Below are 12,171 nucleotides of genomic sequence, written 5' to 3' on the forward strand. Positions count from 1 at the left end.
GGCCGTGTCGTCCTTTCGCGTCATTCACGGCCGCCGTGTAATTTTCAGTTTACTAGAATTTTGTTCTAGTAAACTGGATAACATGGACATCAACAACCGAATCGCCAGCCGTGTGCGTGAGCTTCGCAACGCTCAAGGCTTCTCACTCGACACGCTCGCCGAACGCAGCGGCGTGAGCCGATCCACCATCTCGCTGATCGAGCGCGGCCAGAGCAGCCCGACGGCTACCGTGCTCGACAAGCTCGCCACCGCGCTGGCCGTCACGCTTGCCTCGCTGTTCGAAGAGAGCGCAGCGCCGGCCGCCGAGCCCTCGCCGATGGCCCGCGCTGCCGCGCAGCCGGTGTGGACCGATCCGACTTCCGGCTATGTCCGCCGCAATCTGTCGCCTGCGGCGCGCTCGCCTATCCAGTTGGTAGAGGTCAATTTCCCGGCCGGCCAGCAGGTCGCTTACGACACCAGCGCACGCGACGTCGAGATTCACCAGCAGGTCTGGATGATCGACGGCGTGATGGAGATGACGGTGGGTGAGGTGCACTGGCGTCTGGAAACGGGCGACTGCCTCACCATGCGGCTCGACTGCCCCATCGTGTTTCGCAACCCCACTCGCGAGCCGGCCCGCTACCTCGTGGCGCTGGTTACCGCACCGCTTGCGCAGACAAGGAGAAACGGATGAGCGAAGAAGTCAGCGTGCGGCGGATCGGCGCGAATGAAGCCGTCGCCTGCGTGGCGGCATTGGCTGATGTGCTGATCGATTGCGTCGAAGGCGGCGCCTCGGTGAGCTTTATGCTGCCGTTGCCGCGTGAGAAAGCGTTGGCGTTCTGGCGCGGCGTCGCCGAGGGCGTAGCGCGCAACGAGCGCGCGCTGTTGATCGCTGAGACGCGCGAGGGCGAGCTCCTCGGCACCGTGCAGTTGATCACTGCGCAGCCGGATAATCAGCCGCATCGGGCGGATGTCGCCAAGATGCTGGTGTCGCGCAAGGCGCGGCGGCGAGGGATTGCGCAGCAGTTGATGGTGGCCGTCGACGCGGTAGCGCGTGAGGAAGGCAAGACCGTGCTGGTGCTGGATACGGTGACGGGTGGTGACGCCGAGCGTTTGTACGAGCGGGCCGGTTGGCAGCGAGCCGGGGTGGTGCCGAAATACGCGCTGATGCCCGATGGCGAGTTCTGTGCGACGACGTTTTACTACAAGCATCTGTGAATAAGGATCAGGCACGGCGTTTGTCCGGCTGTTGCCTTCGTGTTAAAGATCGGCTATCTATAAGGACCGCCTCGCCGCCGGCCGGAACGAGGATGCGACGTGCAATGCGTCACCAGGAGCCTGATCGATGAAGCATGCTGGACCCACGGCACTCGACGCTCTGGCCGACCTGATCGCCTCCCTACGCGAGCGAAGCGAGCTCAAAGAACCACGCCCAGGTGTTTTCTATCGCAAGGGCAAAGCGTTTCTGCATTTTCATGAGGACGCTTCAGGCTTCTTCGCGGACCTTCGGGTGAGCGCCGCATGGGAGCGCTTTCGCGTATCCAGGGAAGATGAGCGCGCAACCTTTCTCTCGACCGTCGAGCGAAGCTTGTGACGCTGGCGGGCGCGGCACACCTACACCGATCTTCAGCAAATCAGCCAATCAGCTCTTCTTATGAGAATCGCTTTTCCACCGGACTCCGGCTATCCCGGCATCGCGCTGCGGCAACTCGAACGGGCGGATATACCCGCATGGTTCGACTACCTTTCGGTTCCCGAAGTAGTTGAGCACACCAGCTGGAACCTGCGTTCGGCCGCGGATCTCGTGCCGATGCTGGACGCGGTCGAATCGAGCGCACCCACGTCGATGCGCCGCATGGCGATGATCGATGAGGAGCGCGGCGGTCTCGTGGGCACGATCGGTTTCCATACGGTCTCCGATGTGAACCGCAGCGCCGAGATCGCATATGATCTGGCGCCGGCTTACTGGGGACGAGGCATCGCGAGCGCGGTGTGCACTGCGGTCACGGCATGGGCGTTCTCGCATGAAGATTGGGTGCGTGTCCAGGCCACGGTGCTGGAGACGAATCTGCGTTCCGACAAGGTTCTGAAAAAATGCGCATACGGTTATGAAGGCCTGCTGCGCGCCTATCGGATGGTGCGCGGCACGCCTGGTAACTTCAGGATGTATGCTCGTGTCAGCGAAGGCGTGCGGTGACTGGAACACCGCTTGCTCAGAACTTTGACCGCAATCATCTTGCATGGGACCGGAGACGTAGCCAATTGAACCCGCCCGACTTTCCTGCCGACGGTATCGTCACCGAGCGCGTGCGGCTTGGCATGGCGAGCCGCGCGGATGCCGAAGCGCTGCTCGCGTTCCAGATCGAGAACCGTGCCCATTTGCAGCCATGGGAGCCGCTGCGCGCGGACGAGTTCTACACCTTGCAGGCGGCCGAGCAACGTCTCGCCGTGATGGAACAGCAGACGACCAACGGCTCGGCGCTGCACTTGCTGCTGCGTGGCCGGCTCACCGGCGCGGTGCTTGGCGAGTGCAACTTTACAAACATCGTCCGCGGGCCGTTTCAGGCGTGTTTCCTGGGGTTTTCGATCGGCAGTCGCTACGAGGGGCGGGGATTGATGCACGAGGCGCTGAGCGCTGCGATCGATCATGTGTTCGGCCAGTATCGGCTGCATCGGATCATGGCCAACCATCGTCCGGAGAACCTGCGCAGCGGCAGGCTGTTGACGAAGCTCGGCTTCGAGCGCGAGGGTCTCGCGCGGGCCTATCTGAAGATCAACGGCACGTGGGCCGATCACGTGCTGACCTCCCGCATCAATCCGCGAGACTAACCTACCGTACCGTACGGGAGCGAATGAGAATCGCACGTCCCGGGCAGGCATGCTTGCCCGCGCGACGGCGACGAATCTCTCGCACTCGCGCGACTCATGTCGGGTAGCTTCGCGGCGTGCAAGATCGCTGCGCAGGCAGGCATGTAGAATTGCCGCTCGCATTTCCGCAATCCACCAGGTGCCTGATGAGCGACTTTCCCACGCTCGAAACTGACCGGCTGCTGCTGCGCGAACTCGTCGCGGACGACGCTCCCGCGCTGTTTGCGATTCACAGCGACGCGCCCGCCATGCGCTGGTACGGCGCTGATCCGATGATCGACGTGCGGCAGGCGCAAAGGCTGATCGAGATTTTTGCCGGCTGGCGCCAGATGCCGAATCCGGGCGTGCGGTGGGGGATTGAACGCCAATCCGATGGCTCGCTGGTCGGCACGTGCGGGTTGTTCAAATGGAACCGTGGCTGGCGGACCTGTACCGTCGGCTATGAACTGGCCCGGGCGGCGCGAGGTGCGGGTCTGATGGCCGAAGCCTTGTCTGCAGCACTCGCGTGGGCTTTCGAAGAGATGCAACTCAACCGGATCGAAGCGCAGATTCATCCGGACAACGCCGCCTCACTCAACCTGGCGCGTGGACTCGGCTTCGTTCAGGAGGGGCGGGCGCGCGAAGCCGGCTGCTGGCAGGGCGGGCATCATGACCTGCTGCAGTTCGGCCTGCTGCGTAGGGATTGGGGGCAGGCGTAACTCGGTTGCCCGGCAGGCCGCCAAGTAGGTAATGAGTGGGGCGATAAGCGGCCCGCCGAGCGAACCCGCATAGGTGCCCCTTGTCTTGCTCAGTCGAGTGCGGGCAGGGCGCGGGGACGGCGGTCGCTATCGGTGGCGACATATGTCAGCGTTGCTTCCGTGACCTTCACCACTTCTTCCGCGAGGCTCATCCGCTGCGCATACACCGTGACTTCGACGGTGACCGAGGTATTGCCGGTCTTGACGATATCCGCGTAAAAGCTCAGCAGATCGCCGACGAACACCGGTTGCTTGAACACGAACGAATTGACCGCGATCGTCGCCACGCGACCGTTCGCGCGCCGGCTCGCGGGGATCGACCCGGCGATATCGACCTGCGCCATGATCCAGCCGCCGAACACGTCGCCGTGGACATTGGCGTCGGACGGTTGCGGCACGACGCGCAGCGCGCAGTGCTTTTGCGGAAGTTGAAGTTGATCGGTCATCGGGGCACCCATGAGAAACGGATTGGCTCAGCGAGCAGGCGGGTTCTTCACGACAACATCACGACTGGCAACCGGCCAGCCCATGAAAAGCGGCGCCAGCCGGCTTCTGCGACAATAGAAAGATCAGGAATTGTACGGGAAAGCGTCCAGCCGGGTTGCGCGCCAGAATGCCTGCGCGCCGGCGTGCCGGTAGCCGCAAACCGTTTGCCGCTCCAACTGCTGTTGCCTCCGTCCTTTCCGCCCCACTCCAGCAGACTCCCATGCGCCGCTCTTCCGCCCCCTCCGAACCCTCACCGATCTCGACCCAGCCGCGCAACGACTGGCAGACGATCGTGTCGCTGCTGCCCTATCTCGCCACCTATAAGGGACGGGTCGCGCTCGCGCTCACTTGCCTGATCGGCGCGAAGGTCGCCAATCTCGGCGTGCCGATCGTGATGAAACACATCGTCGACGGTCTCGCGTCGGTGCGGCATCTGACGGCGCTCGGCCGTGCGGATCACGCGCCGGGCATCGTGCTGCTGGGTGGCGTCGGCTTGCTGGTGGTGGCGTATGCGATTGTGCGTCTGTCCACGTCGCTATTCACCGAACTGCGCGAAATCCTGTTCTCGAAGGTCACGCAAAGCGCCGTGCGCCAGCTCGCGCTCAAAGTATTCCGCCATCTGCACGGGCTGTCGCTGCGCTTTCACCTCGAACGGCAGACGGGCGGCATGTCACGCGACATCGAACGCGGAACGCGAGGGATTACGCAGCTGATTTCGTATTCGCTCTACAGCATCCTGCCGACGCTGGTGGAAGTGGGCCTCGTGCTCGGCTTCTTCGTCGTCAAATACGAGGCGTACTACGCGATCGTCACGTTCGTGGCGCTGGCCGTGTACATCGTCTTTACCGTGAAACTGACCGAGTGGCGCACGCATTTCCGCCGCACGATGAACGACCTCGATTCGCGCGCCAACTCGCGAGCGATCGATTCGCTGCTCAACTATGAGACCGTCAAGTATTTCGGCAACGAGGAGTGGGAAGCGCAACGCTACGACGAGAATCTGAAGCGCTACCGGGCTGCGGCGATCAAGTCGCAGAACTCGCTGTCGGTGCTGAACTTCGGTCAGCAGGCGATCATCGGCACGGGGCTTGTCTTCATCCTGTGGCGTGCGACCCAGGGCGTGATGGCGGGGCGGCTCACGCTCGGCGATCTGGTGCTGATCAATACCTTCATGTTGCAGCTTTACATTCCGCTGAATTTTCTCGGCGTGGTGTATCGCGAACTGAAGCAGAGCCTGACCGACATGGACCGCATGTTTTCGTTGCTCGGCGCGCCCCAGGAAGTACCGGATGAACCCAATGCGCAGGACCTCATTGTGCGCGGTGCGCAAGTGCGCTTCGAGCATGTGAACTTTGCTTATGAGCCGGCACGGCAGATCCTGCACGATGTGAGCTTCACGATACCCGCCGGCACCACGACCGCCGTGGTCGGCCACAGCGGCTCCGGCAAATCGACGCTCGCGCGCCTGATGTTCCGCTTCTACGATCTGGAGCGGGGTGCGGGCGGTGCGATCACGATCGACGGCCAGGCTATCCGCGACGTGACGCAGGATTCGCTGCGGGCTTCGATCGGCATCGTGCCGCAGGATACGGTGCTGTTCAACGACTCGATCTATTACAACATCGCCTATGGCCGGCCGTCGGCGACACGCGACGAAGTGATCGCGGCCGCACGCGCCGCGCACATTCACGACTTCATCGAAGGGTTGCCGAAGGGTTACGAAACGCCGGTCGGCGAGCGTGGACTGAAATTGTCCGGCGGCGAGAAGCAACGCGTGGCGATTGCCCGCACCATCCTGAAGAACCCGCCCATTTTGCTGTTCGATGAAGCGACCTCCGCGCTGGATTCACGGTCCGAACGCGCGATCCAGCATGAGCTCGATCAAATCGCCCGCGAGCGAACCACGCTGATCATTGCGCACCGGTTGTCGACCGTGGTGCACGCGCAGCAGATCATCGTGATGGACAAGGGGCGCATCGTCGAGCGCGGCACGCATGCGGAGTTGGTTCGCGCAGGTGGTTTGTTCTCGCAGATGTGGGCGCTGCAGCAGCAACGCGCTGCGGAGGGTGAGGAGACGGCGGAGGTGGCGGCGGTTGGGCGCGCGGCGTTGGACAATCCGGATCTGCCGGTTTCCTTTATCGCGGAAACGCTAGTCGCAATGGCCGAACCGCGTGAAGAGGCGGCGCCGTTCGTGCCGCGTGGACGCCGCGGATGACGTATGAAGTTAGGCGATCTGGGTGCGTAGCTATTCCGTCGAAGCGAGCCTTAACCGCTCATCCAGCGCCTGCAATTGCGCAGGTGTGCCGACGTTTTCCCACAAGCCGTCATACCGCTCGCCGCTCGCCAGCCCGCGTGCGATGGTTTCCCGATAATAAGGCGTGAGTGCGCGTCGCGTGCCGCGCGGCAAGGCGCGGAACATACGGGTGTCGTAGAGGGCGATGCTGCCAAACGTCAGGCGCGGCTGCGCATCGCTCGACACGACACCGTCCACCAACCCGAAATCGCCCGTGGGATGAAACGGCGGATTGGGCACCATCACCAGATGCATGCCCGGATCCGCTTGCGAGGCGAGCCGCCCGGCGTACGCATGAAGCGACGCGTAATCGAAATCGGCGTACACGTCACCGGCTACGCCAAGAAAGACCTCGCCCGCAGCATCGTCTTCCAGCAGCGGTAGCGCCTGCGCAATCCCGCCGGCCGTCTCCAGCGCCTCCTGCTCGGGCGAATAGCGCAGTTGCACGCCCCAGCGCGAGCCGTCGCCGAGGGACGCCTCAATGCGCTCGCCGAGCCACGCATGATTGATCACGATGGTCCGAAACCCAGCTTGCGCCAGCCGTTCGATCTGCCACACGATCAGCGGCTTGCCGCCGGCTTCGAGCAGCGGCTTCGGGGTATGGTCCGTCAGCGGACGCATGCGCTCGCCGCGCCCGGCGGCAAAAATCATCGCTTTGGTAAGAGGCTTCGTCATCGTCGGCAACGCTCAGAAGGTGTAGCCGACTTCGTTCGCACGGCCTTCCAGCTCGTCGAGCAGTTTTGCAAACGGCCTCAGCGGCCGGTAACGTTCGGCGACCTTGCGCGCATAACCGATGAAGCGCGGCAGGTCCTTCATGTAATGCGGCTTGTGGTCCCGATAGTTGATCCGGCAGAACAGACCCAGCACCTTGATATGCCGTTGCAGGCCCATCCATTCGAGTTGCCGGTAGAACTCGCCGAAATCGGCATCGACCGGCAGGCCGGCTTTTTTCGCGCGCTCCCAGTAGTACACGAAGCAGTCGAGCTCGAACTCCTCGTCCCAACTGAGGAACGCATCGCGCAACAGCGACGCCACGTCATACGTGATCGGCCCATAGACTGCGTCCTGGAAGTCGAGCACGCCGGGGTTCGCCGGGTTGGGCTCGGGCATCACCATCAGGTTGCGCGGCATGAAATCGCGTAGCATGAAGACCTGCGGCTGCGCCCGCGCGCTGGCGATCAAAAGTGCGAACGTGCGGTCGAGCAGCCCGCGGGTCTTCTCGTCGACCTCGCGGCCCAGATGGCGGCCGATGAACCATTCCGGCAGCAATTCCATTTCCCGGCGCAGGAAGGCTTCGTCGAACGGCGGCAGCACGTCCGGTTTCGAGGCGAGCTGCCAGCGGATCAGCGCATCGAGCGCGTCGCGCATCAACGGCCGGGCTGTGTCCGGATTCAGCGCGCTGAGGTACGACGTGGTGCCCAGGTCGGTGACGAGCATGAAGCCGGCCTCGAAGTCGACTTCCAGCACACGCGGCACATTCACGCCCGCCGCGCTCAGCAACTTTGCAATTTGCACAAATTCGCGGCACTTTTCTGGCGGCGGAGCGTCGACAGCGATCAGCGTCGTGCGGGCGGCTCCTTCCGCTTCCTTACCGTTCAGGCGGAAATAGCGGCGGAAACTGGCGTCGCTGGATGCGGGGGCGAGCGTCGCAAGGTCGAGCGCATAACGGTTCGCGTGGCTGTGCAGCCAGGCGGTGAGCAGTTGCAGGCGGGCGTCGGGGGCGTGGGAAGCAGGGGGCAGCGTCATGAAAACCGGAAGGCAAATTCAGAGGGGGCAACGTCTTGCCATATAATACCCCACGACTTTTTTGACGCGACGCACGCCAGCTTTCGCTCATCACGCTTTACCGCCCGCCTCATCGTTCGACCGGTTGTAAATTTTGATTGATGGGTCGCTGACCATCACGGTCGTGCTGCTCAGGCGGAGGATCGTGGTTGCAGGAGCTGGCGGTCGGGCCAATTCGCCAAACCGATACATGCCGCCAAGACAGCTTTCCCAAACGACCCCCTCTCGTGGCGGCGTGCCCCGCAGAAGGCGGCTCGTCGCGGCGTTGATTGCCGTGCCGGGCCTGATGCCCGCGCTCTCGCACGCCCAGTTGTCGGGTGACGCCGCGCAGGCGCAGCCTATCGACGCGCCTTGGGGCATGCGGCTTGACCCGCAGCTCCAGGAGCATCCGTTGAAGCCGGACCAGAAGGCGGCGACCTTCGTGCTCGGCGACAAGACGGATGGCACAACGGATCAGGATCTCGCCGCCAAGGGTTCCGCCGAGGTGCGCCGTCCAACCTTCACGATCAAGGCCGACGCGCTGCACTACGATCAAGACACCGACATGGCCGACGCGTACGGCAAGGTGTACGTGATCAACAACGGCGCCACCTTCCAGGGGCCGGAAGCACATATGCAGGTGGATTCGAGCGAGGGCTACATGACCTCGCCGAAGTATCACTTCAACATGACAGGCGGGTCGGGCAGCGCGGCGCGGGTCGACATGCTCGACAATGAGCGCTCGGTCTTCACCCAGGGCACCTACACGGCGTGCCAGTGCGAGAGCCATCCGGCGTGGTACATCCGCGGCAGCGAATTCGACTTCGATACCGGCGCCGACGAAGGTGTTGCGCACAACGGCGTGCTGTTCTTTCAGGGTGTGCCGATCTTCGGTTCGCCGTGGCTGTCGTTCCCGTTGTCGGGCGAGCGGCGCAGCGGCTTCCTGCCGCCGACGTTCTCGGTCGATTCGACCAACGGGTTCGAGCTGAACCTGCCGTACTACTTCAACATCGCGCCGAATCGCGATTTGTTGCTGACGCCGAATTACATCTCGAAGCGCGGTCTGGAGCTGAACGAGACGTTCCGCTATCTGTCGCCGGATTACTCCGGCTCGATCAGTGGCACGTTCCTGCCGCACGACGACCTTACCAAGACGAACCGTTGGGCGCTGTTCATCCAGCACAACCAGAACTTCGGTAATGGCTTCGGCGGCTACATTTATTACAACAAGGTCTCGGACGCCACTTTCCCGGAAGACCTTGGCTCCGTTTCCAGCCAGATCCTCAACGGCACCCAGCTGCTGTACCAGCAGGAAGCCGGGCTGACGTACAACAACGGTCCGTGGTCGGTGCTGGCGCGCGAGCAGAACTGGCAGACGCTCTACCCTTCGGTGGCGCCGTATGGGCGTGAACCCGAACTCAATGTCAAATACGCCAAGTACAACGTCGGCGGATTCGACTTCGGTGCGACAGGCGACTTCTCGCGGTTCCGCATTACCACTGCGGATTCGACCGAAGGCGACCGAATCACCTTCGACCCGTATGTATCGTATTCGGTAGTCGGCCCGGGCTATTTCGTGACGCCGAAGGTGCAGTGGCACTTCGCGTCGTACGACCTGAGCAACATCGGGACGGGCTCACCGGCCGGGCAACCGAAGGATTTCACGGAGTCGGTTCCGACCTTCTCGTTCGATACCGGGCTGATTTTCGAGCGTTCGGTGCGGCTGTTCGGTCAGGATTACATTCAGACCCTCGAACCGCGCCTGTACTACGTGTACACGCCGTACCACAATCAGACGTTTGCGCCGCTGTTCGATACGGCAGACGCGGACTTCGGACTTGCGGAAATTTTCACGCCGAATACGTTCGTCGGCGGCGACCGGGTCGCCGATGCTAACCGGCTGACCGCGGCGATTACTACGCGCTTCATCAATCCGGCTACCGGGGATGAGCGCGCGCGCTTCGTGCTGGCGCAGCAGTATTACTTCCAGGATCAACGGGTCACGCTGCTGCCCACGCAGACGCCTGCGCAGGCCACCCATTCGGACCTGATTGCCGGGGCGTCGCTGAAGCTCGGGGCCGGTTTCGGGTCTGAAACCGCGGTCCAATATAATGCGGACAACAACCGGCTTACCCAGAGCAGTATCGGCTTCGGTTTCAGCCCGGAATCGGGCAAGGTGCTCAATCTCGCGTATGTCTATACGCGTGCCGATACGACGCTGGACAACACGCCGGTCAACCAGATCACCATTTCGGCGCAGTGGCCGCTGACGCACCACGTGTATAGTGTGGCGCGCCTGAACTACGATCTGCAGGGGCACGCGATCATCGATAGCTTGATCGGCCTGCAATACGACGCCGACTGCTGGGTACTGGGCGTGGGCGTGCAGCGGTACGCAGACGGGGTCAACAACCTCGGACTGCCGAGCCAGGGCACGCGTTTCCTCGCGCAAATCACGTTCAAGGGCTTGTCGAGCGTCGACAACGGCTTGATCCAGGCGTTCCGCTCCGGCGTGCCGGGGTACACGCCGATACCGGCGGCGCCGCCTCCAGAGGCGCGTTTCACCAATTACGACTGACGATTGTCCGATCACCTATAAAATGTGGAAAGCCGGGCGGGGCGCGCCCGACATTATTGGAGTATCTGTGGGAATCATGAAAAAGCTTCGCTTGGCATCGCTCGCGGCCGGTCTCGCCGCTGCGGCCTCTTTCCTGTCGGTCGCGCCAGCACAGGCGCAAGATCTTCCCAACGCGGCTGCGGGGCAGGCCCAGGCGGCCGCCAGCAATGGCCAGACAATCGACACGATCGCCGCGGTGGTCAATGACGGCGTGATCACGCAGCGCGAGCTCGACGAACGCACCGGCCTGATCACGCGCCGTCTCCAGCAGCAAAATGCACCGATTCCGCCGGCAGACCAGTTGCGCCAGCAGGTGCTGAACCAGATGGTGCTGGAGCGCATTCAGTTGCAACGGGCGAAGGAAGACAACATCACGGTCGACGACGCTGCGGTGCAGAAGACGCTCGAACGGCTCGCGGCGGCCAACAATCTGCCGCTCGACGTGTACCGCTCGAAGATCGAGGCTCAGGGCGTGCCCTGGTCCACGTTCACGCGCGATGCCCGCACGGAACTGATTCTGTCGCGTCTGCGCGAAAAGGAAGTGGACAGCAAGGTGACGGTGTCGGACGCTGAAGTGGCCAACTACATCGCCAGCCAGCGCGGACCGAACGTCGGTCTGACGAGCGACCTGCACCTCGAACATATTCTCGTGAAGGTGCCGGCCAACGCCGCAGAGAACGACATCGTCGCTGCCGAGCAGAAGGCGCAGGCCATCCTGAAGCAGGCAACGAGCGGCGATACGAAGTTCGAGAAGCTCGCCAAGTCGGATTCGCAGGCAGCCGACGCTTCGAAGGGCGGCGACCTGGGCTTCCAGTCGACCTCGCAACTGGCGCCGGAGTTCGTCAAGGCGGCCGCGACGCTGCGTCCGGGCGAAGTGAGCCCGGATCTGATCCGTACCGCCGACGGCTTCGAAGTCATGCGTCTCGTCGAGCGTCGCGCAGGTCAAGGTGCGGCGACCAGCGATTCGACCCACCTTACACAAACCCATGTGCGCCACATCCTGCTGCGCGTCGGCGACAACATGTCGGAGCCGGCGGCGCGTCAGAAACTGCTCGAGATCAAGCGTGAAATCTCCGAAGGCGGCGACTTCGCCAAGTTTGCCCGCACTTATTCGCAGGACGGTTCGGCATCGCAAGGCGGCGACCTCGGCTGGATCAGCCCGGGCGAGACCGTGCCGGAATTCGAGCGTGCGATGAACAGCTTGCAGGACGGCCAGATCAGCGAGCCGGTGCGCAGCGAATACGGCTACCACCTGATCCAGGTGCTGGGTCGCCGCGAAGCGGAAGGGTCGGTCGCGCAGCAGATGGATCTGGCGCGTCAGGCCATCGGTCAGCGCAAGGCGGAACAGGCCTATGCAGACTGGCTGCGTGAATTGCGCGATACGGCTTATATCGACGTCAAGGTCGGCAAGCCGAGCCTTCAGTAAG

The 12,171-nt window shown here is 63.0% G+C and carries 12 protein-coding genes; 9 read left to right on the forward strand and 3 right to left on the reverse strand.

What is annotated here, in order from left to right:
- The first annotated feature begins 82 nt into the window (after nucleotides 1-82).
- The 6 genes from P3T40_RS10955 to P3T40_RS10980 all read left to right on the forward strand — a co-directional run bounded on the left by P3T40_RS10955 (nucleotide 83) and on the right by P3T40_RS10980 (nucleotide 3,545).
- Nucleotides 83-673 (forward strand): helix-turn-helix domain-containing protein, encoded by a 591-nt coding sequence (locus tag P3T40_RS10955; protein WP_429267711.1) that lies wholly within the window; start codon nucleotides 83-85, stop codon nucleotides 671-673.
- Nucleotides 670-1,197: an N-acetyltransferase family protein gene (locus P3T40_RS10960; protein ID WP_429267712.1), complete on the forward strand. Its 528-nt coding sequence runs from the start codon at nucleotides 670-672 to the stop codon at nucleotides 1,195-1,197. The genes P3T40_RS10955 and P3T40_RS10960 overlap by 4 nt, the downstream gene beginning before the upstream one ends.
- Before the next feature lie 127 nt (nucleotides 1,198-1,324).
- Entirely contained in the window at nucleotides 1,325-1,573 is a 249-nt protein-coding gene (locus P3T40_RS10965; protein WP_429267713.1) for a hypothetical protein, read from the forward strand.
- Between the two features lie 60 nt (nucleotides 1,574-1,633).
- Nucleotides 1,634-2,176 carry a GNAT family N-acetyltransferase gene (locus P3T40_RS10970; protein WP_429267714.1) on the forward strand — a complete coding sequence of 181 codons (543 nt, stop codon included), beginning with the start codon at nucleotides 1,634-1,636 and terminating at the stop codon, nucleotides 2,174-2,176.
- Nucleotides 2,177-2,241: 65 nt separating this feature from the next.
- Complete coding sequence (locus P3T40_RS10975; protein WP_429267715.1) at nucleotides 2,242-2,808, forward strand: GNAT family N-acetyltransferase; 567 nt, start codon at nucleotides 2,242-2,244, stop codon at nucleotides 2,806-2,808.
- Between the two features lie 185 nt (nucleotides 2,809-2,993).
- A complete protein-coding gene (locus tag P3T40_RS10980; RefSeq protein ID WP_429267716.1) occupies nucleotides 2,994-3,545 on the forward strand; it encodes a GNAT family N-acetyltransferase in 552 nt (183 codons plus the stop codon).
- An 89-nt stretch (nucleotides 3,546-3,634) separates the two neighbouring features.
- Here the strand turns inward: P3T40_RS10980 and P3T40_RS10985 are convergent, their stop codons facing one another.
- The gene (locus P3T40_RS10985; protein WP_429267717.1) at nucleotides 3,635-4,030 is read right to left on the reverse strand and encodes an acyl-CoA thioesterase; all 396 of its coding nucleotides are present in this window, start codon (nucleotides 4,028-4,030) and stop codon (nucleotides 3,635-3,637) included.
- Between the two features lie 260 nt (nucleotides 4,031-4,290).
- On the opposite strand from P3T40_RS10985, the gene P3T40_RS10990 reads away from it, so the two are divergent.
- A complete protein-coding gene (locus P3T40_RS10990) occupies nucleotides 4,291-6,285 on the forward strand; it encodes an ABC transporter transmembrane domain-containing protein (RefSeq protein ID WP_429267718.1) in 1,995 nt (664 codons plus the stop codon).
- A gap of 30 nt (nucleotides 6,286-6,315) precedes the next feature.
- Here P3T40_RS10990 and murU read toward each other — a convergent pair whose 3' ends face one another.
- Both murU and P3T40_RS11000 read right to left on the reverse strand, forming a co-directional pair.
- Nucleotides 6,316-7,038 (reverse strand): N-acetylmuramate alpha-1-phosphate uridylyltransferase MurU, encoded by a 723-nt coding sequence (gene murU / locus P3T40_RS10995; RefSeq protein WP_429267719.1) that lies wholly within the window; start codon nucleotides 7,036-7,038, stop codon nucleotides 6,316-6,318.
- 12 nt (nucleotides 7,039-7,050) lie between these two features.
- Nucleotides 7,051-8,109 (reverse strand): aminoglycoside phosphotransferase family protein, encoded by a 1,059-nt coding sequence (locus tag P3T40_RS11000; protein ID WP_429267720.1) that lies wholly within the window; start codon nucleotides 8,107-8,109, stop codon nucleotides 7,051-7,053.
- 229 nt (nucleotides 8,110-8,338) lie between these two features.
- Between P3T40_RS11000 and P3T40_RS11005 the strand changes: the two genes are divergently transcribed.
- Together P3T40_RS11005 and P3T40_RS11010 are read left to right on the forward strand one after the other, a co-directional pair.
- Nucleotides 8,339-10,705: an LPS-assembly protein LptD gene (locus P3T40_RS11005; RefSeq protein ID WP_429267721.1), complete on the forward strand. Its 2,367-nt coding sequence runs from the start codon at nucleotides 8,339-8,341 to the stop codon at nucleotides 10,703-10,705.
- 67 nt (nucleotides 10,706-10,772) lie between these two features.
- Entirely contained in the window at nucleotides 10,773-12,170 is a 1,398-nt protein-coding gene (locus P3T40_RS11010) for a peptidylprolyl isomerase (protein ID WP_429267722.1), read from the forward strand.
- Nucleotide 12,171 lies beyond the last annotated feature (1 nt).

This window comes from Paraburkholderia sp. EB58 (assembly GCF_050436665.1).
Classification (GTDB): Bacteria; Pseudomonadota; Gammaproteobacteria; order Burkholderiales; family Burkholderiaceae; genus Paraburkholderia.